At 72.2% G+C, this 23689-nt stretch carries 20 protein-coding genes; 8 read left to right on the top strand and 12 right to left on the bottom strand.

The window, feature by feature from the left end:
- Positions 1-12: 12 nt before the first annotated feature.
- The 3 genes from ACXJMZ_RS03720 to ACXJMZ_RS03710 all read right to left on the bottom strand — a co-directional run bounded on the left by ACXJMZ_RS03720 (position 13) and on the right by ACXJMZ_RS03710 (position 1768).
- The gene (locus ACXJMZ_RS03720; RefSeq protein WP_457028524.1) at positions 13-435 is read right to left on the bottom strand and encodes a DUF7144 family membrane protein; all 423 of its coding nucleotides are present in this window, start codon (positions 433-435) and stop codon (positions 13-15) included.
- Between the two features lie 35 nt (positions 436-470).
- A complete protein-coding gene (locus tag ACXJMZ_RS03715) occupies positions 471-803 on the bottom strand; it encodes a carboxymuconolactone decarboxylase family protein (protein ID WP_457028523.1) in 333 nt (110 codons plus the stop codon).
- Between the two features lie 140 nt (positions 804-943).
- Complete coding sequence (locus ACXJMZ_RS03710; RefSeq protein ID WP_457028522.1) at positions 944-1768, bottom strand: polysaccharide deacetylase family protein; 825 nt, start codon at positions 1766-1768, stop codon at positions 944-946.
- A gap of 236 nt (positions 1769-2004) precedes the next feature.
- Here ACXJMZ_RS03710 and ACXJMZ_RS03705 point away from each other — a divergent pair, with 236 nt between their 5' ends.
- On the top strand, positions 2005-2457 hold the full coding sequence (locus ACXJMZ_RS03705; protein WP_457028521.1) for a hypothetical protein: 453 nt from the start codon (positions 2005-2007) through the stop codon (positions 2455-2457).
- Between the two features lie 115 nt (positions 2458-2572).
- Positions 2573-3274 (top strand): class F sortase, encoded by a 702-nt coding sequence (locus ACXJMZ_RS03700; protein ID WP_457028520.1) that lies wholly within the window; start codon positions 2573-2575, stop codon positions 3272-3274.
- Between the two features lie 13 nt (positions 3275-3287).
- Here the strand turns inward: ACXJMZ_RS03700 and ACXJMZ_RS03695 are convergent, their stop codons facing one another.
- On the bottom strand, positions 3288-4070 hold the full coding sequence (locus ACXJMZ_RS03695; protein ID WP_457028519.1) for a sporulation protein: 783 nt from the start codon (positions 4068-4070) through the stop codon (positions 3288-3290).
- 119 nt (positions 4071-4189) lie between these two features.
- Here ACXJMZ_RS03695 and ACXJMZ_RS03690 point away from each other — a divergent pair, with 119 nt between their 5' ends.
- Positions 4190-5416, top strand: coding sequence for an MFS transporter (locus ACXJMZ_RS03690; protein WP_457028518.1), 1227 nt, complete (start codon positions 4190-4192; stop codon positions 5414-5416).
- A gap of 7 nt (positions 5417-5423) precedes the next feature.
- Here the strand turns inward: ACXJMZ_RS03690 and ACXJMZ_RS03685 are convergent, their stop codons facing one another.
- Positions 5424-6293 (bottom strand): hypothetical protein, encoded by an 870-nt coding sequence (locus ACXJMZ_RS03685; protein ID WP_457028517.1) that lies wholly within the window; start codon positions 6291-6293, stop codon positions 5424-5426.
- A 159-nt stretch (positions 6294-6452) separates the two neighbouring features.
- Positions 6453-11255 (bottom strand): FxSxx-COOH system tetratricopeptide repeat protein, encoded by a 4803-nt coding sequence (fxsT, locus tag ACXJMZ_RS03680; protein WP_457028516.1) that lies wholly within the window; start codon positions 11253-11255, stop codon positions 6453-6455.
- A gap of 157 nt (positions 11256-11412) precedes the next feature.
- Between fxsT and ACXJMZ_RS03675 the strand changes: the two genes are divergently transcribed.
- Both ACXJMZ_RS03675 and ACXJMZ_RS03670 read left to right on the top strand, forming a co-directional pair.
- Positions 11413-11634: a dTMP kinase gene (locus ACXJMZ_RS03675; protein ID WP_457028515.1), complete on the top strand. Its 222-nt coding sequence runs from the start codon at positions 11413-11415 to the stop codon at positions 11632-11634.
- A gap of 86 nt (positions 11635-11720) precedes the next feature.
- Entirely contained in the window at positions 11721-12329 is a 609-nt protein-coding gene (locus ACXJMZ_RS03670) for an SGNH/GDSL hydrolase family protein (protein ID WP_457028514.1), read from the top strand.
- A 54-nt stretch (positions 12330-12383) separates the two neighbouring features.
- Here ACXJMZ_RS03670 and ACXJMZ_RS03665 read toward each other — a convergent pair whose 3' ends face one another.
- Genes ACXJMZ_RS03665 through ACXJMZ_RS03640 form a run of 6 tightly spaced genes read right to left on the bottom strand, consistent with a single transcriptional unit; the run spans position 12384 to position 19391 of the window.
- Positions 12384-13232 carry an ATP-binding cassette domain-containing protein gene (locus ACXJMZ_RS03665; RefSeq protein WP_457028513.1) on the bottom strand — a complete coding sequence of 283 codons (849 nt, stop codon included), beginning with the start codon at positions 13230-13232 and terminating at the stop codon, positions 12384-12386.
- Positions 13229-14212, bottom strand: coding sequence for an ABC transporter ATP-binding protein (locus ACXJMZ_RS03660; RefSeq protein WP_457028512.1), 984 nt, complete (start codon positions 14210-14212; stop codon positions 13229-13231). Before ACXJMZ_RS03660 ends, ACXJMZ_RS03665 begins: the two co-directional genes overlap by 4 nt.
- Positions 14212-15072, bottom strand: coding sequence for an ABC transporter permease (locus ACXJMZ_RS03655; protein ID WP_457028511.1), 861 nt, complete (start codon positions 15070-15072; stop codon positions 14212-14214). Before ACXJMZ_RS03655 ends, ACXJMZ_RS03660 begins: the two co-directional genes overlap by 1 nt.
- Positions 15069-16043 (bottom strand): ABC transporter permease, encoded by a 975-nt coding sequence (locus ACXJMZ_RS03650; RefSeq protein ID WP_457028510.1) that lies wholly within the window; start codon positions 16041-16043, stop codon positions 15069-15071. Before ACXJMZ_RS03650 ends, ACXJMZ_RS03655 begins: the two co-directional genes overlap by 4 nt.
- Entirely contained in the window at positions 16040-17662 is a 1623-nt protein-coding gene (locus ACXJMZ_RS03645; protein WP_457028509.1) for an ABC transporter substrate-binding protein, read from the bottom strand. The genes ACXJMZ_RS03650 and ACXJMZ_RS03645 overlap by 4 nt, the downstream gene beginning before the upstream one ends.
- Positions 17663-17690: 28 nt before the next feature.
- The gene (locus ACXJMZ_RS03640) at positions 17691-19391 is read right to left on the bottom strand and encodes an amidohydrolase (RefSeq protein ID WP_457028508.1); all 1701 of its coding nucleotides are present in this window, start codon (positions 19389-19391) and stop codon (positions 17691-17693) included.
- Positions 19392-19514: 123 nt separating this feature from the next.
- On the opposite strand from ACXJMZ_RS03640, the gene ACXJMZ_RS03635 reads away from it, so the two are divergent.
- From ACXJMZ_RS03635 to ACXJMZ_RS03625, 3 genes are all read left to right on the top strand, one after another.
- On the top strand, positions 19515-20210 hold the full coding sequence (locus tag ACXJMZ_RS03635; protein ID WP_457028507.1) for a TetR/AcrR family transcriptional regulator: 696 nt from the start codon (positions 19515-19517) through the stop codon (positions 20208-20210).
- A 213-nt stretch (positions 20211-20423) separates the two neighbouring features.
- The gene (locus ACXJMZ_RS03630) at positions 20424-22133 is read left to right on the top strand and encodes a flavin monoamine oxidase family protein (protein WP_457028506.1); all 1710 of its coding nucleotides are present in this window, start codon (positions 20424-20426) and stop codon (positions 22131-22133) included.
- Positions 22134-22295: 162 nt separating this feature from the next.
- Positions 22296-23609: an MFS transporter gene (locus ACXJMZ_RS03625; RefSeq protein ID WP_457028505.1), complete on the top strand. Its 1314-nt coding sequence runs from the start codon at positions 22296-22298 to the stop codon at positions 23607-23609.
- Positions 23610-23689: the final 80 nt, after the last annotated feature.

Here is a 23689-nt window from a genome sequence, read left to right as displayed (position 1 = left end):
ATCGCAGCCCGGTCAGGTGGCCCGGCTACCGTCGTCGCGGCCGGACACGCACAGGGCCCAGATGACGAAACCGCAGACGGCAATCACGGTGAGGGACCAGAACGGGTAGTACGGGATGGACAGGAAGTTGGCGATGATGAGCAGCGCTGCCAGGGCCACTCCGAGGATCCGGGCCCAGAAGGCCAACCGGAACAACCCGACGCCTACGCCGACGGCGAGGACGCCGAGGCCCAGATGAATCCAGCCCCAACTGGTCAGGTCGAATTTGAAGACGTAGTTCGGAGTTCGCACGAAGACGTCGTCCTCGACGATCCCCATGATCCCGCGGAGGATGCTGAGGGTGCCCGAGATCAGGAGCATCACGGCGGCGAAGACGACCAGGCCACTGGCCACGCTCGAGGAACCGTCACCGCGGACGCTCGTAGATGAGGACATGATGTGTCTCCATTCCTGCTGATCGGGTAATGGGCCTACGCTCCGAGTTCGGCCTCGACTTCGGCTTCGGCCACTGCGATGGCGAATCCGAGCGCCTCGGCGAGGTGGGTGGCCGCCGACATCACCCGGGCGGTGCCCACGATCGGTGCGATGGCCACCAGGACGTCCTGCACCTGATCGACCGTCAGGCCGGACTCCACGGCGGGGCCGATGTGGGCGAGGTAGGACATCGGCGGTGCGTCCATGGCGACGAGCGCGGCGATGCGCGTGAGGATGAGCCTGTCCGCCGGCAGACCGCAGCGTTCGATCGAGTCGACGGTCATGGCCGCAAGGGTGTCGAGGACTGGGGTTTCGGATGAAGTCGTCACGCCGGGTCATCTCCTGAGCGAGTTGGGGAGTCGTCGCGGTCAGTGCCGGGGAACCTGGTTCTCCTGCGCCGCACTCCTGTACATCGACCATAGGAAGACTCGGGCCCGCCTGCATCTCCATGCCGCTCCGTGGAACCGGGTCAGCGCGGGGCCGTGAACTGGTAGCCGTCGTCGATCAGCACCGGCAGGTAGGTCCGCAGTGCCTCGATGGTCTGCGAGCGGTCGCCGCCGCCGTCGTGGTTCAGGACGATCGAGCCGGGCTGGACCGCCTTCAGAACGCGGTCGGTGATGAGGGAGATGCCGGGGCGGGCCCAGTCGCGGGGGTCCACCGACCAGGCCATCGGGCGCATGCCCAGCTCCGAGCAGGTCCGCAGGGCGACGGGTGACCAGTCACCGCCGGGGGCCCGGAACCAGGTCAGGGGCTTCCCGGCGGCGGCCTGGAGGAGGTCGGAGGTGCGCTCCAGCTCGTCGCGGACCCGGGTCTCCGAGAGGTGGCGCAGGTCGGGGTGGGTCCAGGTGTGGTTCGCCAGGTGGTGGCCTTCACCGGCGATCTCGCGGACCAGGGCGGGGTGTTCGGCGGCGTTCTCGCCGACCAGGAAGAAGGTGGCCCGGATCCCGTACTTCCGCAGCAGGGCCAGCACCGCGGGAGTGTGCGTGGGGTCCGGGCCGTCGTCCAGTGTGAGGGCCACCAGCTTGTCGGTGGCCGGGAGCTCGTACACCGGATTGCCGACCGCCCTCGGCGCCGGCTTGGCCGAGCTGGGGGCGGGGGCCGGGCTCGGGGCCGCAGCGGTGCTCGGGGCTTCCGGCTGCGAAGGTGCGGCGGCGGGCGGGAGCGGGGCGGGGGAAGCGGGGCCCACGTCGCCCGAGCCGCCGGGTGGCGCGCCGCAGGCTGCGGCGGCCAGCAGGGTCACCCCGGCGACGGACAGGAGCTTTCTCCGGCTGATGATCTGACGGTGCGACAGCATGTTCCATCTGTCGCACGGAAGTCCTGGGACGGCGCGGCCGAGCGCTCCACCGGGGTGCGGCACCCATTCCAACGGCCGAGCCGGCACCCCGAACGGACCTGCCGCCCTCACCCGGATGAGCTCCCCGGTGGCGCTCCGCTGCCCGGCAACTGACGGTGAGTGAGGCGCGCCAACGTCTCCTTCAGCCGACGAAGTGTCGGCAGTCGTCCGGCTGCGCCGGAAGGATCCAGTTCCCCATGCGTTCTCAATGCGCTCTGCTCGCCGGAGCGGCCGCCGCCGCAATCCTCGTCCTCGGCGCTCCCGCCGCCCAGGCCGATACCACCCCCGCTGCCCCCGACGGCCAGACGACCCAGCAGCAGCCCCGCGCCGTCGACGACCAGAAGATGTGGCAGGAGGCTCCGGCCGCCCCGGCCGCCCCGGCCGCCCCTGAGGTGCAGAAGGCGGTGCCGGACCAGCCGCCCGCCCAGGAGAAGAAGCCGGACCACGAGGCCGCCAAGGACAAGGCGGCCGCCGAGCCGGAGTCGTCCTGGCAGCAGGGCCAGAAGCCGCACGGCGGTGTCCACACCGGTGGCGGCGGCCTGGCCGTCTCGGGCGGTGGCCTGGCCTCGGGCGTCGCCCTGCTGGCCGGCGGCCTCGGCGTCGGTGCCTACACCCTGCGGCGCCGCAACGCCGGCGCCGACCCGGCCTGACCAGGCCGGCCCGCAGGCCTCGTGTCGTGGTCGTCGCCCCGGGCGGCGGCCACGACGAGGCGTCCGCAGAGTTCGCACCACTCCGACCCAGCGCCCAGCGAGAGGAGGCGACCCGATGGGCCGTCAGACAGCGCCGAACGGTGAACGCGCGACCGGGTCTCCGGCCGCCCGGGAGGCAGGCAGTCTCAGGCCCTTCTGGTGGGCGATGGGGGCAGCCGCTCTGGGGCTCCTGGTGATGTACCAGTCCGTGGACACCGGCCCGGTGGCGCCCCGTCAGGTGGCCGCCGTCGCCCCGGCCGCCGCCCCCACCGCCCGGGCGTCCTCCCTCGCCGCCCCGGCGGCGCCCGCGCTGCCCCGTTCCCGCCCGGTCAGGCTGTGGATCCCTCAGCTCTTCGTGGAGGCACCGTTCGTTGAGCTGGGCCTGGACCGGGCCGGTGCCCTGGAGGCCCCGGCCAAGGAGGACCGCAACCTGGTCGGGTGGTACCGCGACGGCGCCTCACCCGGCGAACGCGGCAGCGCGGTCGTGGCCGGACACGTGGACACCACGACCGGCCCCGCGGTCTTCCTGATGCTGCACCTGCTGACCCCGGGGAACACGATCGACATCACCCGCACGGACGGCATCGTCGCGACCTTCGCGGTGGACTCGGTCCAGACCTTCCCCAAGGACCGCTTCCCGGACCAGCAGGTGTACGCGGACACCGACACCGCCCAGCTGCGCCTGATCACCTGCGGCGGCGCGTACGACCGGCAGCGCAAGGACTACACGGACAACGTCGTGGTCTTCGCCCATCTCCAGTCCTCCCGGCAGACCTGACCGGGGAGCCGGCTCAGACCCAGCCGCGCCGGCCGCCGACCGAGTGCAGCCACTGGTGCAGGTAGTCCGCCCAGTCCGTCGCGGCCGCGTCCGCGTGCGCCACGGTGAACGAGCGGAAGGTGTCGGATCCTTCGGTGAACAGGCCGCCGCGCTTGTCCATCTCCAGCACCACGTCCACCGCGTGCTCGTCCGCGACGAACGACAGCTCGACCTGGCTCAGCCCCGGGTACTGCGGTGCCGCGAAGAACTCGATCTCCTGGTAGAACGGCAGCCGCTGCCGGGTGTTGCGGATCTGACCGCGCTCCAGGTCCGCGCCCTTGAAGCGGAACCCGAGCCGCCCGAACGCGTCGAGGATGCCCTGCTGCACCGGCAGCGGATGGACCGCGATCGGGTCCAGGTCACCGGCGTCGACCGCCCGGTCGATCGCCAGCTCGGTGTGCACCCCGAGCACCATGCCGCGCAGCTGCTGCCCGCCCACCGCCGTCACCGGCGTCTCGAACGGCACCTGGAAGGCGAACGGCACCGCGTGCAGCGCGCCCTCCTTCAGCTCGAACTCGCCACCGAGACGGTGCTGTTGGAAGCGGATGTTCTGGTGGCTCTCGCTCTCGCCGCCCTCCACCTCCACCCGGGCCTGCAGGCTGAGGGTCAGGCCCTCGATCGCCTGGTCCACCTTGCCGCCCTGGATCCGGACCTCGCCGCGCAGCATGCCGCCGGGCAGCACGTTCGGGTCCGCGAGGACCGTCTCGACCGAGGCACCTCCGGCACCGAGTCCGGCCAGCAAGCGCTTGAATCCCATCGAAGTTCCTCTCGTCGGCGCAACACCGCTGACCAGCGTATCGAACGGCCGCTGCTGCTAGAATGCGGGTGTTGGCCTTCGGCGTGCCCCTCAAGTGCGGGTGTCCGGAGGCTTTTTTCATGCCTTCTCACACTCCTCTGCCCGGGGCGCCTGCCGTCACCGGTTACCGTGACCTGCTCCGTATCACCGAGTTCACCGGTCTGTATGTCGGCTTCACCCTCACGGTCGGCGCAAGTACCCTGTCCGGCTTCGCCCTTGGCACGTTGGTCAGCCGACAGACCAGCTCGCCGTTCCTGACGGCGGTCAGCATGTACGGCGCCACGTTCGCCGCCGTGCTCGGGGCGTTGACCCTGATGTCGGTCGCGGACGGGCGCCGCCCGCGCCGCACCGTCGTCGCGCTCCAGGGCCTCTCGCTGCTGGGTGTCGCCGCGCAGTCGATACCGGGGCTGCCACTGGTGGCCCGGTTCGGGCTGCTGCTGGCGCTGGGGTTCTTCCAGTCGTTGGGCACCGGTACCCGGATGGGGCTGCTCGCCGAGGTGGTCCCGGCCTCCGCCTACGCGATGGCCCGTTCGCTGATGAACATCACCTCGGGTGGTACGGCCGTGCTCGGCTACGCGATCGGCGCCGTCCTCCTGCGGCAGCTGAGCCCCCACCAGGTCTTCGTGCTGGCCGCGGTCCTGACCGCGCTCGGCCTGGTCGTGCTGGCGGCCACCGTCCGGGACCACTCGATCCGGCTGACCCGGCGGCCCGGGCTGCGGCAGACCTGGAGCACCAACGCCGCGCTCTTCGCCGACCCCGGGCAACGGGCGCTGCTGCTGAACCTCTGGGTCCCCAACGGCCTGATCGTCGGCTGCGAGGCGCTGTTCCTCTCCTATGCGCCCGACCACGCGGGCACCCTGCTGGCCGCCGGATCGGCCGGCCTGCTGGTCGGTGACCTGGCCGTCGGCCGGTTGCTCACCGCAGACCGGCGACGGCGCTACGCGTACGCCCTGCGGCTGCTGCTCGCCGTCCCGTACCTGCTGTTCGTGCTGGATCCCCCGATCGCGGTGGTGACGGTCGCGGTGTTCGCCGCGAGTGTCGGGTTCGCGGCCACCCTGCCCTTGCAGGAGCAGCTGCTCGAGCTCACCCCCGATCCGGTGCGCGGCCAGGTCCAGGGGGTCGAGTCGGCCGGCCGGATGACCTGGCAGGGTCTCGGCGCCGCGATCGCCGGTGGCGCCGCCCAGTACCTCGCTCCGGGGGCCGCGATCACCGCCGTCGCCGTGGTCTCCCTGGCCGTCACGGTCCTCTCCCGGCCGGCCGTCACGCGGGCCCGCTCCGCCGGCGGCGTTCGGAGCCGGCCCGCCTGACGGAGGGTCACAGGACCGGGATGTCCACCTTCAGGACGAAGGCGTGCGGCGCGGGGTCGGCCGGGGCCTCGTAGGTCAGGGTGGCCGTCACCTTGCCGCCGTGCGGGGCGGTGGGGCTGACCCGGACGGCGAAGCCGCGGTTCCGCCACGACCAGGTGTTGCTGACCGTGTCGGGGCAGGTCGCGGTGGAGCGGTCGGCCGAGAACTCGCACGGGGCCCCGTCCGGCGCGGAGCTCAGGAAGGTCGAACCGGGCGGCAGTTGGGCGACCAGGCGGCCGCGCCACGGGTAGTCGGTGGACGGGCCGAGGTTGCGCTCCTCGACCTCGAAGTCGGCCGGGTCGCCGGGGGCGGCGGGCAGCGGGGGCCGGACCAGCGAGAGATAGGCACCGGTGACCGGGCTGGCGATCTCGGAGGTCCAGGTGGCGAGGTTGTCGACCGGGTTCTGTTCGCCGTCCCAGCTGACCTCGGCGGTGCCACCGGGGTAACTCTTCGGTCCGGCCAGGCCGCTGATGGTGCGTGAGCGCAGCTTGACGTGGCTGCACTGGTTCGGCTGGAGCCCCTCGGCGACCGGGACCCGGATCCAGTTCCAGCCACCGTCGGTGGCCTGGCCCGACTCGGGGGAGATCTCCATGCCCTCGTCCGGCGGCCCGTTGACCACCAGGGTCGCCGCGGTCTGCGGGGTCTCGGTGCCGTGGTTGCAGACCACGACGGTGAACGGCACGGTGGCGCCGGGCGGGGCGGCCGGATTGGGTGCGGCGACCGTCACGGCCAGGTCGCGGGCGTACGGCGGGGCAGGCTGCGGGGACGGGGCGGCCTGGGCGGTGACGGGGACGAGAGCGGCCGTCAGGGCGGCGGCCAGGGTCGCGGGGATCCGCATGGGGTCTCCATCGGGACGGCGGTGGGCTGCGCGGGTCGGCGCCCACGTTCGTCCACGAAGCTATCCCCGGCGGCCTGGTCCGGCCCTGCCGACGGCGCCCGACGCGGCCGAACCTTCGCCCTCCCGGGTGACCCGGGTCGGCCTGAGCTCGCAGCGTTGTCAGAGCGGCTGGACCTCCAGGTCCCGGCTGATCCGTCGCCAGTGGCGCACGGCCACCGTGTACGGGTGTTCGTCACCGAACTGCCCGAGCAGCGCGGCCAGCGCGTCCGCCCGCAGCTCGACGGCCTCGTTCAATCGGCCCTGGTCCCGCAGGGTGACGGCCAGGTTGGCCCGGCAGGCGACCGCGTCCGGGTGACGTACGCCGTACCGTTCGCTCAGCCCCTGGTACGCCGCCAGCTCCAGCTGCTCCGCCTCGTCGTGGTGCCCCACCGCGCCGAAGGAGCAGGCCAGGTTGACCATCGCGTTGAGGGTGTACGGGTGGTGCGTCCCGACCGACCGGCTCAGCCCCGCCACGGCGTCCCGGCCGCGGCCGATGGCGCCCTCGACGTCGCCGCTGCCCAGGAGGTAGCGGCCGAGGTTGTTGCCACAGACCAGCGTGAACGGGTGTTGCTTGCCGAACAGTCGGCGGTGGCCGTCGAGCACCGTGAGGCACAGGTCCCGGGCGGCCTCCTGGTCGCCGGCGGCACTGTGGTCGGCGGCCAGGTTGAGGGCGCAGGCCAGCGCATCGGGCGTGTCGCCGCCGTACCGCTCCAGGTGGCGCTCGTAGGTCTGCCTGGTGAGCTGCCCGGCCTCCCGCAGCCGGCCGGCCTGACGGAGCGACACCGCAAGGGACTTGGCGTTGCGCAGGTCCTCCGGCTGGTCGGCCTGAGGCACGTCGGCCAGCTCCTGGGCGAGCTCCCGCAGCAGGTCGATCGAACCCTTGTAGTCGCCGAGGTCGCGCAGGTCGCGGGCGAGGTCGGACTTGCTGGCGAGCGTGTTCGGGTGCGTGGCGCCGAGTACGGCGGTGCGGCGGTCGTAGATGTCCTGGTCGAGTGCGCGGGCGGCCTCGCTGTCGCCGACCAGGCGGTGGTCGATGGCCAGGTTGTTCGCCATGGAGAGCGTGCGCGTGTTGTCGTCGCCGAACAACTCCCGGAACTGGTCCAGGATTTCACGGTCGAGGTCGAGGGCCGCATCAAACCGGCCGAGTGCGCGCAGGTCGGCGCCGAGCGAGGCGGCGGTCATCAGGGTGTACGGGTGGTGCTCGCCGAGCAGCGCCCGCTGACGCGCCAGGGTGGCCTCGTCCAGGGCCAGTGCCTTGGCGAACTCACCTTGCGAGCGCTGCACGTTGGCGATCTGGACGCGCAGCAGCAGGGTCTGCGGGTCACTCTCACCGAGCCTGCCGGTCCACGCCGCGTCCAGGGCGGCGCCGAGCTCGCCGGCTCGGTCGAGCTCACCGCGTTGCCACAGGTAGCGGACCCGGTCGGTCAGCAGCTCGCGGGTCTCCCGCTCGTCGCAGTCCTGCGCCCCGGACGGGGCCAGGTGGGGCCAGATCTTCTCGAACCGGGGCCAGTTGGCGGGGTTGTCGGTGTCGCCGAGCGCCGGGCGGGCGCCGACCAGGATGCGGTGCACCTCGTGCATCGCATCCTCGCGGGCGCTCTCGTCCATCTCGGAGCGGACCACCGCCTGCACCAGCCGGTGCATCTGGAAGCTGTTGCCGCTCGTGTCCACCTTGACCAGCGCGTACCGGCCGACCGCCTGGAGCACCCTGGCCAGCATGAGGGTGTCGGTCAGCGTCGGATCGTAGGGCGCCAGCGACTTGATCATCTGGTCGCTGTGGAACAGGTCCATCGAGATCGGCTCGGGGGCGAAGAACGCGCAGAGCTGCAACAGGCGTACGGCCGCCGGGGACTGCTCGCTCAGCCGGGCGATGGAGACGTTCCAGGCGGCCCCGACCGGGGTCGGGTAGTCGGCCGGGCCGCCGACCGCCAGGGCCCTGCCGGACGCCTGCTGGAGCTGGTGGATGTAGGTGTCGACGGGGGTGCGGGTGGCGTCCAGCCAGGCGGCGGCCGCCTCGACCGCCAGCGGCAGGTCGCCGACCGCCTCGGCCACCCGGTCGGCGTCGGCCCTGGACAGGCCCCGGGTGCGCCGGGTGAGGTGTTCGACGCTCTCGGCCCGGGTGAAGACGTCCACCTCGAGCAGACCCGCCTGCTCCGACCAGGCCTGGTTCCGCGAGGTCACCAGGATGTGCCCGGAACCGCCGGGGAGGAACCGGCGGATCTCGTCCGGCTCGTCGGCGTTGTCGAAGATCAGCAGCCAGCGCGAGGTCGGGTTGCCCCACTGCAGCGCCTCCCGGGCCGCCTCGGCGGCCTCGTTGACACTGTCGCCGACCCGCAGCCCGAGCCTGGCCGCCAGCTCGGCCAGCGCCATCGGGATGAGCACGGTCTGCTCGGCGTCGATCCACCACACCAGGTCGTAGGACGACATGTAGCGGTGCGCGTACTCGATCGCCAGCTGGGTCTTGCCGACACCGCCGAGCCCGTACAGCGCCTGTGGCGTCGGCAGCACCATCGGCCCGCCGACCAGCTGTTCGCGCAGCTCCTCCAACTCCTTGGCCCGGCCGGTGAAGGACGGGTTGCGCTGCGGCATCGACCAGTACGACGGCCGGGTGCCGGGGAAGCGCGGCCCGTAGCCGGGAACGTCGTCGGGCACGACGTCACTGCGGCCGAGCGCGCGCAGCAGGCTCTGGGTGGCCTGGGGCTCGTCGCGGCCGATCAGGTCGACCGGCATCCGGGCACTGAACGGCGCGGTGGGCCGGACATCACCGACCCGGACCACGACCAGCTCGCGGCCGGACGGGTCGGACCCGACCGCCGACTCCCCCAGCGCCCGGGCCTGAGGCGCCCTCAGATAGGCGGCCGAGAGCACCACGACGGTCCGGTCGGTGGCGTCGATGCCGGGCAGGGTCTCCTGGCGCGGGTCCGGATCGAGGAGATTCCGGCACAGCACCCGGAAGCCGGCCCGGGTGAGGACGGACTCGATCCAGTCCGCCCAGGTTCGGTCCTCCGGCACGTACGAGACGCAGACGTCGGCGGGCACGACCGGCCCCCGCCGGGTGAACGCGTCCAGGTACCGCAGCCGCAGTTCCTCGTTCACCGGGGCCAGCGCGGCGACCCGTCCCTCCGTGATGACCCCGGTCAGCCGCTCGCAGGCGGCCAGCATCGAGGTCGGCATGCCGGGCTGGTCGCCGAAGGTGGCCAGGATCTGTTCGTAGGCGTAGAACGGCCGGTACGGGATCTCCACCGAGCCCCAGTAGTGGGCGAGATCCTCCTCGACCAGCCCCTCGGGCAGCCCGGAGAACCGGGCCCGGGCGAGTGCCCGGCCGGCGTCCGCCTTCTCCTTCTCGCCGTCGTCGACGCGCGTCGGCACCGGCAGGACGCGGATCTCGCGGTCCTGGACGAACCGGGCGACCTCGGAGGCGCCCGCGATCGACTGGTCCCCCAGGGTGAAGCAGACCACCAGGTCGTCGGGCAGCTGAACGAGGCAGACCTCGGTGAGGTCGGACGCACCGGTCTGGGAGTCGATCAGCACGTAGTCGTAGTGGTGACGAAAGTCCTCTCGCAGGGCATCGACGAACGCATCCGCCAAGAAGTCCACGCCCTCACCCGAAACCGCATCGGCCCGCCCGCCCGGCAGCAGATCCAGGCGCCCATCGCCGGGGAAGCCGGTCCAGGCGATGGTGTGCGCGAAGCTGCGGACACAGGCCGCGCGACGCAACCACTCCTCACCGCCCTGGCGCCGCCTCTTCCGCGCCCTGCCGCGGTACTTGCGGAGCAGCCCTACGACGCCCTCGCCGTTCTCGATGACAGCGGGATCGAGGAAGGGGTGGAAGTAGTGGTGCAGACCTGGCGCTTCCAGATCCCAGTCGACGGCGAGCACCCGGTACCCGTTGGCAGCCAGGATCCAGGCGCAGTTCGCCAGGGCCATGGTCCGGCCTGCGCCGCCCCGGTAGGAGTAGAACGTGACGATCCGTCCGCCCGCGCCCTCCCCGCCGTGCTCCTGGTCCGGTTCTTCGTCCTCCTCCTCGTCGTCCTCGGGCGGCGGAGTGAGCGCCTGAGGCACCGTCAGGTCCAGCTCGTCCGTGATGCGCCGGACCGTACGCTCGTCCGCCTCGTTGATCTCGGACACCCGCGCCAGTGCCCGGCCGATGTCCTCGCCGACCGGGTCCGCCACCTCGTCCAGCACGACCGGGCCGGCACCTGCCGAATGCCCGGCCGCGCGGGCACCCACCGCCCCCTCCAGCGACGCGACCTGCCCCGACAATCGGCCGACCTGCTCCAGCACTTGGGCGAGCAGGCGCTCCGCCTCGCTGCGCCGGGCTTCGACCCGGATGAGTTCGCCCACCGCCTGGCGCTCCTGGCCATGAGCCCGTTCGAGCTGCTGCTGAGCCGCGTACAGCCGCGCGATCTCCTCGCGGTGCCCGAGCAGAGTGTTGCGCTCCTCGGTCAGCTCACCGACTCGCTCCTGCAGCTTGTTCAGCATGCCCACCAGCAGCATGACGAGCTTGTTGCTGGTGTCCAGGGTCACCCGCAGCTCGTCGCGCTGGCCCTCGGCCTGCGTCAGCCGCTGGAAGAGGCTCTCCAGGTGGCCCTGACGCTCCTCCGGATCGGCGGAGCCACGTGGCACGGGTGCCCGCTGCGGAGCGGGGTTGCGGGCCGCCCGAAGCAGCGTCAGCGCTCGGATCTGGTCGCGGTGGTCGCGACTGGTGGCCGCCACCACCGACTTCACGAACGTCTCGTCCGGGACCCGGCCGGCCAGGTACTCGCTCACCGTGCCCTGGGACCTGCCCAGCGCGCCGGCCAGCTCGGTCAGCGTCCTTCCGCCGGCCCGCACCAGGTCGCGGAGGAACTCGGCCAGTTCCGCCGCCTCCCGGCTCTCCGCTCGAACCGGTCCGAAGGGGCGACCACCCCGGTTCCCCTGCGTCACCCGTCCCCCTGACACCACGGATCCTTGTTCGGCATTATCGCCGAACAACCGCCGGTTGTTCAGGGTTCACCAGGGCCGGGCCGGACGAACAACGGCGATGAACCTGCGGGCGTGCGACGTTCGTCCCCACTGTTCGTCCCGGCGCTTGGAGACCTCGATGCCCCTGCTGCCCCTCGGCCCACGTGTGCTCGGCCACCTGCAGCGAGTGCTGCTGGTGGCCCTGCTCGCTCCCGTCCTGCTGATCACGGTGCTCGCCACCGTGCCCGCCCTCGCCGTACTGCCGTTCCTCCGGAACGGAAACCGGCGCACCGTCAACCTCCTGAACACCCACGCCGCCACGGCAACCGTCCTGCTGCGCGGCAGCCGCCCCGGCAACTGAGCCGGCCGGTGGCCGATCCGTCATGATCGAATAAGGTCCGTAGCGCAAGGTGCGTGCGCACCAGAAACGAACAGAGGGATGGTCACGTGATCGAACTGTCGGCGGCGCCGATGACCTGGGTGGCGGCTGGGGACAGCATCACCCAGGCCGTCCGGCACACCTACGGCGCGCGGGGCTGGGTCGAGCACGTCCACGAGCGGATCCGCTGGCAGTTGGACCGGCTGACCGACCTGGTCGTCAACTCCGGTGTCTCCGCCTGGTCCGCGGGTGACGTGCTCGGCTGCTACGACCACCTGATCGGCCGGCTCTCCCCGGACGTGCTGTCGATCTCGCTGGGCACCAACGACGCCCGCGCCGGGCTGGCCGGGCTCGACGCGTTCCACACCAACCTGCGGGCGATCATCGCCAGGGCCGACGGAGCACAGATCGTGCTCCACACCCCCGTGCTGACCAGTGTCAGCGGCCGCACCGCCCGGCCCGAACTCCCCGCCTACTGCCAGGCCGTCCGGGAGATCGCCCACGACACGGGCGCCCTGCTGGTCGACCACGAGGCCCACTGGCTGGCCCGCTTCCCCGACGGCGCCGACCCGATCCCCTGGCTCGACGACCCCGCCCACCCCAACGCCGTCGGCCACCTGCAGATGGCCAACCACACCCTGCGCACCCTGGGGCTGGGCGAGTTGACCGACGTGTGACGGGCACGACGAAGCCCCCGGCCTCGCGAACTGCGGCCGGGGGCTTTCGCGTGTCTACGGAACCAGGGCGTCGGCCGCCACGAGGTCGCGGCGCTGCTCACCGATCGCCTCCGGGTCCCAGTCGGGACGGGGTACGGAGGCCAGCAGCAGGCGGGTGTACGGGTGTTGGGGCGTGCTGAGCAGGTCGGTGACCGGCTGGTGCTCCACGGTCCGGCCGCGGTACATCACCAGGGCCTCGTCGCAGACGTAGCGGACCACGGCCAGGTCGTGGCTGACGAAGACCAGGCCGATGCCGGTGTCGCGGCGGATGTCGGAGAGCAGGTTGAGGACCTGGGCCTGGACCGAGACGTCCAGGGCCGAGACCGCCTCGTCCAGCACCAGGACGGCCGGCTCGACGGCCAACGCCCGGGCGATGGCGGCGCGTTGGCGCTGCCCGCCGGAGAGCTGGCGGGGCAGCGCGGCGGCTTCCCGGTCGCCGAGGCCGACCTGGGCCAGCAGCTCCCTGACCCGGGCTGCCCGGTCCGCGCCGGACGGCGAGTTGTGCAGGCGCAGGACGCCGTCCAGCGTGTCGCCGATGCTGAGGCGGCCGTCCAGCGAGAGGTACGGGTCCTGGAAGACGATCTGGACCGCCTTGGCGCGGGCCAGCCGCGCCGCCCGCCCCCGTACCCGGGTCGCGAGCGGGGTGCCCTGGACCAGGATCTCGCCCTGGTCGGGGCGTTCCAGGCCGACCAGCATCCGGGCCGTGGTGGTCTTGCCGGAGCCGGACTCGCCCACGATGCCGAGAGCTCCCCCGGGGCGCAGCGAGAAGGAGAGGTCGTCGACCGCGACGACCGTCGTTCCTCCGGACGGGTAGGTCTTGCGCAGGCCGCTGACCTGGAGCAGCAGGCCGGGGTCGGTGGTCAACGGATCTCCTGGGCAGCTGGGTTGGCGAGTTCGTCCGCTCGGTGGCAGGCGACCATGCCCGCCCCCAGGGGGGCCAGCGGCGGCGCGGCCTGGTCGCAGCGTCCGGGCTGCGCGAAGTGGCAACGGTCGAAGAAGGCGCAGCCGGGTGCGCTCTGCGCCAGGCTCATCGGGCTGCCGGGGATCGGCACCAGCCGGGTGAGCTCGCCGTGCAGCGGTGGCGAGGAGCCCAACAGGCCTGCGGTGTACGGGTGTCGGGGTGCGGCCAGCAGTTCGGCGGCGGTGCCGGTCTCGACGATCCGCCCGGCGTACATCACGTAGATCCGGTCGCAGGTGGCGGCGGCCAGGTCCAGGTCGTGGGTGATCAGCAGCAGGCCGAGGCCGTTCTCGCGTTGCAGCCGGCGCAGGATCGCCATGATCTCGGCCTGGGTGGTGACGTCGAGTGCGGTGGTGGGTTCGTCGCAGAGCAGCAGGCGGGGGTCGGCGGTGAGCGCCCCGGCGATCATGACGCGTTGCAGCATGCCGCCGGACATCTGGTGCGGGTACTGGCGCAGGTGCCGGGGCGGGTCGGGCAGGCCGACGGCGCCGAGCAGTTCGAGGGCCCGGGCCTCCGCCTCCGCCTTGGACCGGCCGCCGACCAGCCGCAGCTGCTCGGTGAGGAAGTCACCGACCCGGCGCACCGGGTTGATGCCGGCCCGGGGGTCCTGGAAGATCATGGACGCCTTGCCGACCCGCACCGCGCGCACGGTGTCGGCATCGGCACCGATCAACTCGGCGCCGCCGACCCGTACTTGGCCACTCACCCGGGCGCCGGCCGGCAGCAGGCCGAGCGCGGCGCGGGCGGTCACCGACTTGCCGGACCCCGACTCCCCCACCAGCGCGACGGCCTCGCCCTCGGCGACGCTCAGGCTGACGCCGTCCAGAATCGGCCGGGCCATCCCGGGCAGGGCCACGTCCAGTGCCTCGTACTCAAGAATCGGCATCAGGATTCCCTCCCCGCGAGCCGGTCGCCGAGGTGCTCCCCGACGACGTTGAAGGCGACCACGACCAGCACGACCGCGACGGCCGGGACGATCGCCGACAGCGGCTCCCCCTGCAGCACGGCCGCCTGCCCCTGGTTGATCATCGCGCCCCAGTCGGGGGTGGGCGGCTGGACGCCGAGCCCGAGGAACGACAGGGCGGCGAGATCGAGCAGCGCGTAGCCGAAGTTGACCGTCGACTGGGCCAGCACGGTGGGCATGATGCCGGGCAGCAGTCGCCGCAGGGCCACGAACAGGGCCGAGTGGCCCTGCACCTGGTACGCGGCGATGTACGGCCGCACCTTCTCCTGCGCGGTCAGGCTGCGTACCAGCCGTGCCGTGTACGGCAGGTAGGCGACCGCCATCGCGAGTACGGGAGCGGTCAGCCCCTTGCCGAACAGGGCGACGGCGAGGATGGCCAGCAGCAGGGCCGGGAAGGCGAACAGGATGTCCAGCACCCTGCCCACCACCGTGTCGACCCAGCCGCCGCGCCAGGCGGTGAACAGGCCGACCGCGATGCCGCCGAGGGTGGCGAACACCACCACGGCCAGCGGGCCGACCAGGCTGGTGCGGGTGCCCTCGATCAGCGCCGAGAAGGTGTCGTGCCCGCCGCCGTCCGTCCCGAGCCAGTGCTCGGGGCTCGGGGCCGCGAAGTTGTTGCCCAGTTCGCCGTAGGTCGGGTCCTGCGGGGAGAGCCACGGTGCGAACAGCGCGGCCAGCACGAACAGGACCAGGACCAGCGTGCTGACCCGGGTCAGCGGGCCACCGCCGATCCGGCGCAGCGCGCCGAGCGGGCTGCCGAGCAGGGAAGTCGAGATACTCACCGGGCTCCTCCGGCCGCGCGCACGCGCGGGTCGATCAGCGGATGGACCAGGTCCACCAGGGTGTTGACGACCACGAAGACGGCCACCACCAGCAGCACGATCGCCTGGACGACCTGGAAGTCCAGCTGGTCCACGCACTGGACCAGCAACGAGCCGATCCCGGACATGCCGAACGCGGTCTCCACGATCGCGGTGCTGACCAGCATCCCCGAGACCAGCAGCCCGCCCACGGTGACGATCGGTCCGAGCGCGTTGCGCAGCACATGACGCCGGATCACGGTCCGCCGGGGCAGCCCCCGGCTGAGCGCCACCTCGACGTGCTCGCGCCGCAGTTCGTCCAGCATCGACGAGCGGGTCACCCGGGTGACCAGGGCCATGAAGGTGACCGAGAGGGCGACCGCGGGCAGCACCACGTGGTGCAGCCGGTCCAGCAGGTCGGTGCCGTTGCCGATGGTGGGGAACCAGCCGAGCTGTACCCCGAGCACCGAGCGCAGCACGATCGCCGCGACGAAGGACGGCACCGCGGCGCCGACCGTCACCAGCAGCAGCACGGCGGACCCGGTCCGGGTGCCGCGCCGCAGGGCGCCGACGATCCCGGCGCCGACGCCGAACACGGCGATCAGCAGCGCCGCCACCCCGACCAGCAGCAGGGTGGCCGGCAGCCGGGCCGCCAGTACCTCGCCGACGCTCTGGTGGAACAGGTACGAGCGGCCGAGGTCACCGTGCAGCACGCCCTCCAGCCAGTGCCAGTAGCGCACCGGGAACGGGTCGTCGAAGCCGTACTGCTGACGGATCGCCAGCAGCTCCTGCGGGCTCGCGCTCCGGCCCTTGACCAGGAAGCTCGCCGGGTCACCGGGCGCCAGGTAGAGCGAGGAGAACACCAGGAACGAGGTGACCAGCAGGGTCACCGCCATGCCCAGCAGTCTGCGCGCGGCCGACCCGGCCGCCCGAAGAAGGGTGGTCGGCGTCATCCCTTGGCGCCGATCTCGGCGGCCCACGGGTAGTAGAGGTAGGCGATGGACGGCCGGACACCGGTGATCCGCTTGCCCATGAAGACGCTGACCGGCTCGGTGTACAGCGGCAGCCAGGGCAGCTGGGTCATCGCGATCTGCTGGGCCTCGCCCTTGGCGGCGGCGTTCGCGGCCAGGTCGTAGGAGCCGATGGCCCGGTCGACGGCGGCGTCGAACTTCGGGTCGGACCAGCCGCCGTAGTTGCTGAACGCGTCGGTCCGCAGCGAGCCGAACATGTCCAGCGGGTCGGTGATCGAGGTGTACCAGAAGGTCAGGAAGAGGTCGATGCCCTCCCGCGCGGCCGCGTCGGTGAACAGTGCGCTGTACTTGTCCGCCGCGATGGTGTTGATCTCCGGCTTGAGCCCGATCGCGGTGGCGGCCTGCGCGACGGCCTGGGTGATGATGGTGGTCTGCGAGTCCAGCGGGCTGGTCGCGATCACCACCTTCTGGCCGTTCACCCCGGCCTCGGCGGCGAGCGTCTTCGCCTTCACGGGGTCGTACGGGTACTCGGGCAGCGCCTTCAGCAGGTCGGCCGCGCCCGGCGCACCGTTCCAGTTGTTCGCCGTCACCAGGGACTTGGCCACCTCGCCGACCCCCGCGGCGCCGGCCTTGACGATGCCCTTGCGGTCGACGGCCATCAGCAGCGCCTGCCGCACCCGGGCGTCGCCCAGCGGGCCCTTGAGGTTGTTGACCACCTCGGTGGCGACGGTGGTGTTCTGGCCGAAGTAGAGCGCGCCGCCCGGCGTGGACTTCAACTGCGCGTAGGCGCCGGCCGGGACCATCCAGCCGCCGTCCACCTCACCGGTGCGGAAGGCGTTGACCCGGGTGGTCGGGTCGGCCAGGAAGACGAACTTCGCCTGCGCGGACTTCGCCTTCAACTGCGGGTTCCAGTAGTCCTCGAACCGCTTGAGCACCAGCGACTGGCCCGAGGTCCAGGACCCGAACGAGAACGGCCCGGTGCAGTTCACCCCACCCGCCGGGGTGCCGTAGTCCTTGCCCGCCTTGGCCAGCGTCGCGGCCGACTCCACCACGCCGGGCCCGGCGGCCAGGTACTTGTTGAAGGTGGCGTCGGGTGCCTTCAGCGTGACGGTGACCTCCAGCGGTCCGGAAGGCTCGATCGACTCGACGTTGCGGTACTGGTTGCCCCAGACGCTGCCCACCTCCGGGTCCATGTTGCGGCGCAGCGAGGCGACCACGTCGGCGGCGGTGAGCACCGTGCCGTCGTGGAACTTCACGCCGGGGCGGATCTGGTAGACCCAGCTGGTCGGCGTCGGGTTGCTGAACGCGCTGGCCAGGCCGGGCGAGGTGGTCAGGTCCGGGTTCCAGCGCAGCAGACTCTCGCAGACGTTGGCGAGGATCTGGTTCGGCGGGAAGTCGAAGGCGTACGCGTAGTCGATCGTGGTCGGCTCGCCGAACAGCGACCAGGTGAACGAGTCGAGCTGACCGGTGGCGGCGGGGGTGGTGTCGGTCAACTGGTAGGCGGCGCCGGTGCTGTCGGCCTGCTTGGCGCTGCCACTGCACCCGGTGGTGACGAGGGCGGTGGCCACGGTGACGGCGGCGAGGAGGCTGCGGGGTCTCATGGGGGTCCTTCGTGGGGGGAGGTGGCGGTCAGGAGGTGGCGGTGAAGACCGCTCGGCCGTCCAGGTAGGTGCGCAGCACCCGGGTGAGGCCGATCTCCTCGGCCGGGTGCTCGAAGGGGTCGCGGTCCAGCACGACCAGGTCCGCGCACTTGCCGACCTCGACCGTGCCGGTGATCTCGTCGAGGTGGTTCGCCCAGGCGCTGCCTGCGGTGTACGCGGTCAGCGCCTGAGCGAGCGTCAGGGCCTGCTCGGGGTAGAACGGCTCGCGCGGCTTGTGGTCCTCCGCGGCGTTGGGGGCGGCCGGCGGTACGGCCCGGTTGACCGCGACGTGGATGCCCCAGAGCGGGTTGGGGCTGCTCACCGACCAGTCGCTGCCGGCCACCAGTCGGGCTCCGGCCCGCTGCAGGTCCCCGAACGGGTACTGCCAGGCGGCACGTTCGGAGCCCAGGAACGGGATGGTGAGCTCGTCCATCTGCGGCTCGTGCGCGGCCCACAGTGCCTGGATGTTGGCGCCTGCGCCGAGCTCCGCGAACCGGGCCAGGTCGTCGGGGTGGATCACCTGAAGGTGCGCCAGGTGGTGGCGGTTGTCCCCCGCGCCGTTGGCCGCGAGGGCGGCGGCCAGTGCGTCGAGGGCCTGGCGGACGGCGCGGTCGCCGAGCGCGTGGAAGTGCACCTGGAAGCCGGCGGCGTCCAGTGCGCAGACCGCCTCGGTGAGCAACTCAGGGCCGACGAAGGTGAGTCCGGAGTTCTGGGTGGGGCAGCCGCAGCCGTCCAGGTAGGGCTCAAGCATGCTGGCGGTGAAGTTCTCCGCGATGCCGTCCTGCATGATCTTCACGGTGGTGGCGGCGAACCGCCCGACCTGTCCGCCGCGTCGGCGCTCCTCCAGCTCGGGCAGCTGCTCCAGGCCGCGTTCGCGGTCCCACCAGAGCGCGCCCACCACCCGGGCCTTCAGCGAGCCGTCGGCCGCCGCGCGCAGGTAGACCTGGTAGTTGTCGGGATTGCCGGGGAAGGCGCCGATCATGGCGTCCTGCCAGCTGGTCACCCCGAGCGAGAACAGGTACTCCTGGGCGACCAGCAGACCGGCCTGCGCCTCCTCCGGGGTCGCGACCGGGACGTGGGCGGCAATCAGGTCCATCGCCCCCTCCTGCAGGGTGCCGGCCGGGCTGCCGTCTGCCTCCCGCTCGATTCGGCCGTCCGCCGGGTCGGGGGTGTCGCGGTCGACGCCCGCCAGCCGCAGGGCCGCCGAGTTGACCCACGCTCCGTGGCCGTCCCGGTTGGTGAGCAGCACCGGCCGGTCCGGCACCACGGCGTCGAGCATCGCCCGGGTCGGGACGCCACCGGGGAAGACGTCCATCGACCAGCCGCCGCCGCAGATCCACTGCGCCTCGGGGTGGGCCTCGGCGTACCCGGCGACCACCGCGAGGTAGCCGTCCACCGAGCGCTCGGCGGACAGGTCGCAGCGCAGCATCTGCACGCCGGCCACCGCCGGGTGCACGTGGGCGTCCTGGAATCCGGGGACCAGCAGGCCGCCCGCGAGGTCGACCACCTCGGTGTCCCGGTCCACCAGCAGCCGGACCGACGCCTCGTCGGCGACCGCGATGATCCGGCCGTCGGCGACCGCCACGGCGGCCTCGACCGGCGCGGGGCCGGTGGCGGTGAAAACCCGGCCACCGACGAAGACGGTGTCCGCCCGCTGCCCGTGCTGCCCCGGTATGTCCTGTGTCGTCAACGGAAGTTCCCCTCGGCGGGCTGGCCCGCGCGTCGTGTTGTTGAGGAGGAGTGAACGGCAGCGCAACACCGTTGTCAACGGTGTTGCGCTAACTTCGCCCCAGGTCGATACACTATGGAGACCATGTCGAAGCCACCTGTGACTCCCGCCCGCAGCAAGCGCGTTGGCGCCCAGCTGACACCCGAAGCGATCATCGACGCCAGTCTGCGGATCGCCGCCCGAGGCAGTGCCGACGCCTTCACGGTCCGACGTCTCGGCGAGGAGCTGGGCACCGATCCGACCGCGATCTACCGGCACTACCGGGACAAGGACGAGCTGCTGCTCTCCGTCGCCGACCGGACCCTGGGCGAGGTGCTCGACAGCATCCCGGCCGGTCTGGACTGGAAGGGACGGCTGCGGGCGCTGGCCGACGGCTCGCTCGCGGTCGCCCTCAAGTACCCGGCCGTGAGCTCGGCGATGGCCAGCCGGACCACCAGGAGAGCCAACGAGTTCCGGGTGGTCGAGCTGATCCTCGGGGCCGTCCGTGAGGCGGGCCTGGACGGCGTCGACGCGGCCGTCCACTACCGGATGGTCGGCGACTCGCTGCTGGCCTACGTCGGCCAGCGGGCCGCCTACCTGCTCTTCGACCCGGAGGTCAGGGCCGGTGACGAGTCGTCGTGGAGCCGCGAGTACCGCCTGGTCGACGCCGAGGGCTTCCCGAACATCGCCCGGCTGGGCCGGGAGCTGGCCGAGGTGACGCACGACCAGATCTTCCACGCCAGGGTCGAGGCTCTGATCACCGCGGTCGAGCAGCGCGCGGAGGCCGTCCGCAAGGCGTGACGGCGGGCCGGGTCCGGGTGCCGGGCCCGCAGCCCGGTACTCGGTCCGGTGCGCAACACCGTTGACAACAGTGCTGCGCAGGCGCTTCACTCCCCATCAACTCGAAGAACGCGTCGGGCGCCACGCCGCCGCGCGAGCCTCTCCGAACTGTCTCCGCCTGCGGTCCCCCACTTGATGCCGCAGGGAAGCCACCCTCCCGAGAAGAGGCACCACATGGACCGTGTACCCACCGGCCTGCCCGCCACCCGCTCCGGTTCCCCCGCCGGAGACCGGGCCGGGCTGCCCGAACCGCTGCGAGCGGTCTTCGCCGCCCTCGGCGAGGCCCGGCGCCGCCGGATGCCCGTCGCCGAGGTCGCCGGGGAGCGAGCCGAACGAGGCGAACGGGGCGAACGGGGCGAACGGGGCGAGCAGGCCGAGCGGGCCGAGCGGGCCGAGCAGCGGCTGAGCCGCCGTCAGCTCCTTGGCACCGCCGGTGCGCTCGCCGCCGCCTCCGTACCCGCCGGTCTGCTCGCCCCGTCCCGGGCCGCCGCGGCCACCGCACCCAGGGTGGTGGTGGTCGGGGCCGGCCTGGCGGGGCTGCGCTGCGCCCACCAGCTGTGGAACCGGGCCAAGCCGGTCGCCGCCACGGTCTACGAGGCCGACACCACCCACCTCGGCGGCCGCTGCTGGTCGCTGCGCGGCTTCTTCGAGGGCGGCCAGGTCAGCGAGCACGGCGGCTCGTTCATCAGCTCCACCGACAAGGCCGTGCTCAACCTGGCCAACAGCCTCGGCCTGCAACGCGAGTACGCGAACGGCGGCGAGCTGGACACCGGCGACTACGCCGGGTGGGTCAACGACTCGCTCTACAGCGGCAGTCAGCAGCAGGACGACTGGATCGCGAGCGCCTTCGACGCGTTCAGCGCCTCCTACCGGGCCATCGGCACACCGCGCTACGACAACTACACCGCCGAGGCACACCGGCTCGACCAACTCTCCTGCCTGGACTACCTCGCCGAGATCGGCCTACCTCCGAACTCCCGGCTCGGCCAGCTGATCCAGGCCCTCCAGCTGCAGACCGGCGGCGAGCCCGGGCAGTCCTCGGCCCTGAACATGGTCGGCTTCCTCGGCGGGTCGAGCATCTTCGCCGGCGGCCGCGGCTTCGACGAGAAGTACCATCTGGTCGGCGGCAACGACCAGTTGGTGACCGGCATGGTCGGCCAGCTGCCGGCCGGGGCGGTCAAGCAGGGGTACGAGCTGATCGCCCTGGCCCGGAACAGCGACGGCAGCTACACCTGCACCTTCGACCACTGCGGCAGCATCGTCTCGGTCCCGGCCGACCACGTGGTGCTGGCGCTGCCGTTCAGCACGCTGCGCAAGGTCGATCTCTCCCGGGCCCAGCTGTCCCCGCTGAAGCTGACCGCGATCCGGGAGCAAGGGATGGGCCAGAACGCCAAGTTGGTCACCCAGCTCACCCGGAAGACCTGGCCCGCCCTCGGGTACAACGGCATCTCCAACACCGGCCCGCTCGGCTACCAGACCGCCTGGGACGGCTCGGTCCAGCTCGGCGAGGCGGGCGCACCGGCTCTGCTGGTCAACTTCCCCGGCGGCGACGGTGCCCGCGACCGGCTCACCGGAGCGGCCCACGGCCCGGCCCCGGCCGCCGACGTGAACGCCTTCCTCGCCCAGATCGAACACGTCCACCCCGGCACCACGGCCGCCTACAACGGCCGGGCGTACGAGGACCACTGGTCGCTCGACCCGTGGCACCTGGGCGCGTACCACTACTACAAGGTCGGCCAGTACACCGCGTTCGCAGGCTACGAGGCCGTCCAGGAGGGCCGGATCCACTTCGCCGGCGAACACACCGACGTGGACAACGCCACCCTCAACGCCGCACTGGTCTCCGGCGCCCGGACGGCCACCGAGATCACCGCGCAGCTCTGACCGTTGGGGGCGCAGGCCGAATTCAGTTGCTCCGGGGGAGAGTGATCCCCCTACAGTGACGGCCATGCGCCCTCAACTGAGCGCCGCCGTCAGTGCGGTGTGGTTCCACGTGTCCTCAACCGATCGAAGAACCGTCCCGCAGACAGCCGTCGGGGAGATCCGGTGACCGGGAGCCGAAGTCCGTACCGGGCACTGCTGACCGCGATCAGCCTCGCCCAGGCCGGCACGGCGGTGTCGGTGATCGCCCTGCCCTGGTTCGTCCTGGTGACCACCGGCAGCGCCACCAGCACCGGCCTCACCGCCTTCTGCGAACTCGTCCCGTACGTTCTCTGCAAGGGCCTCACCGGCCCGGTGGTCGACCGGCTCGGGGCCCGGCTGATCTCCTGGACCGCCGATGCGGTCAGTGCCCTGGCGGTCGGACTCGTCCCACTGCTGCACGCGCTCGACCTGCTGCCGCTCTGGGCTCTGCTCCTGCTGGTCGCCCTGGTCGGGACGGTGCGCGGCCCCGGCGACCTGTCCAAGGACGTCCTGCTCCCCGAGACCGCCGAGCTCGGCGGGGTGCCGCTGGAGCGGGCGACCGGTCTGCTCGGCGTGGTGAACCGGCTGGCCTCGACGGTCGGCCCGGTCGGCGGCGGCGCGGCGGTCGCCCTGGCAGGGCCGATGACCGCACTGCTGCTCAACGCGGCGGCCTTCCTGGCGGGTGCACTGATCATCGGCGGGCTGCTGCCGAGCGGGGTCGGCCGGCCCGCCGACGGCCCTGGCCAGAAGTACTGGGAGGGCTTCCGGGAGGGCGTGCGATTCCTCCGGGGCGAGCCACTGGTGATCACCGTCACCGCGCTGTTCGCGGCCACCAACCTGCTGGACGCCGCCCTCTCGGGCGTCCTGCTGCCGGTCTGGGCCCGGGAGTCCGGCCACGGGCCGTCCGCGATCGGACTGGTGGCCGGCGCCATGGGTGTCACGGCGCTGGGCGGCAGCCTGCTGGCGGCCGTGTACGCGGCCCGGCTGCCCCGCAGACCCGTGTTCCTGACGGGCTTTCTGATCGCCGGTGCGCCCCGCTTCCTGGTCCTCGCCCTGGACCTTCCGCTGTGGCTGGTAACCGCCGTGTTCGCGGTATCGGGCTTCGGCGCGGGCTTCGTGAACCCGATCATCGGTGCGGTGCTGCTGGAACGGATACCGCGCCCGCTGCTCGGCCGGGTCCGGGCGATCAGGGACTCCGTGGTCTGGGCGGGCATCCCGGTGGGCGGCCTGCTCGGCGGCCTCGCGGCGAGCACGGCCGGGCTCACTCCCGCCCTGACCGTCGCCGGCCTCGGCTACCTGCTGGTCACCCTGGTCGCCGTCCTGCGGCCCGAGTGGCGGCAGTTGGACCGCCCGGGCACCGCGCTGCGCCGCCGGACCAGCCCACTGCTGACCCGCGGCTGCCGCCCGGACCTTCCGTCCGACCGGGGTGCGACGTACGTCCCCCGGCTGCCGAGCTGACATCCGACCGTTGCTACCGAGGGGTAGCCAGCGACGGGCTCAAGGGCTGACAGTGATTCATTGAGTGCGTACATTCACCC

Source organism: Kitasatospora sp. P5_F3 (assembly GCF_054049135.1).
Note: the sequence above shows the minus strand (reverse complement) of the source record. Positions and strands in the feature narration are given on the sequence as shown.